This window comes from Flavobacterium sp. SOK18b, assembly GCF_014156605.1.
In the GTDB taxonomy this organism is placed as follows: Bacteria; Bacteroidota; Bacteroidia; order Flavobacteriales; family Flavobacteriaceae; genus Flavobacterium; species Flavobacterium tiangeerense.
On record NZ_QKNZ01000173.1, the window covers coordinates 1 to 696 of the forward strand.

Genomic DNA, 696 nt, shown 5'->3' on the forward strand with positions numbered 1-696 from the left:
TCTGAAATTATATTTTGGGATAATTTATAGGCTCTTAATTGTTCTAACTGATAAATAAAACTTCTTAATGATTCTATTTTGAATTCCAAGTCGTTGATCTTATAATCAGTTTCAGTTGGCTCGATGATTTTACCAAATTTATCACGCTTAAATTCAGGAGGTAAAGGCCAACCTGGACCAAAATCTTGTGATTGTGTGGGTGAACACATGTCCAGAGATATTTTATTTTTTTTGTCTAAATTCCCATAAACAATCCATAATCCATTTTTATCTGGGAATAATCCACAATCACTTCCTTCAGAAACACCATCAATAGTCTTTGATATATAAATTCCTTTGAAAAGTTCTATGATTTTAAAACTATAAGTTTGATTAATAGTATCCCGTTTTATTAGTTCACCATAAAATACAATATCATATGTATTCAACCCATATCCAACTATCTTTTCTTTACCAACTTCAATACATTTACAGGCAAATGAATTGTTAATATTGAATAAGAAGACAATGATCAGGAATAGATTACGCAGTTTCATTTACAAACAATTAAAGTGTGATTACATGCTTTTTTTTTTACAAAAATATAGTTTTTTAACCAATTTTTTAAAGCTTATTATTTTTCAAAATTTATATAAGATTTTATATTTTAAATAATACTTCTTTTTGACGAAATTCTCTAGCCCAGATAGCAGTGAA

General features: G+C 27.2%; 1 protein-coding gene. It reads right to left on the minus strand.

The annotated features are described in order from the left end of the window. A partial coding sequence (locus tag DNC80_RS15730) for a hypothetical protein (protein WP_182652026.1) occupies positions 1-536 on the minus strand: 536 nt, incomplete at its 3' end. Positions 537-696 lie beyond the last annotated feature (160 nt).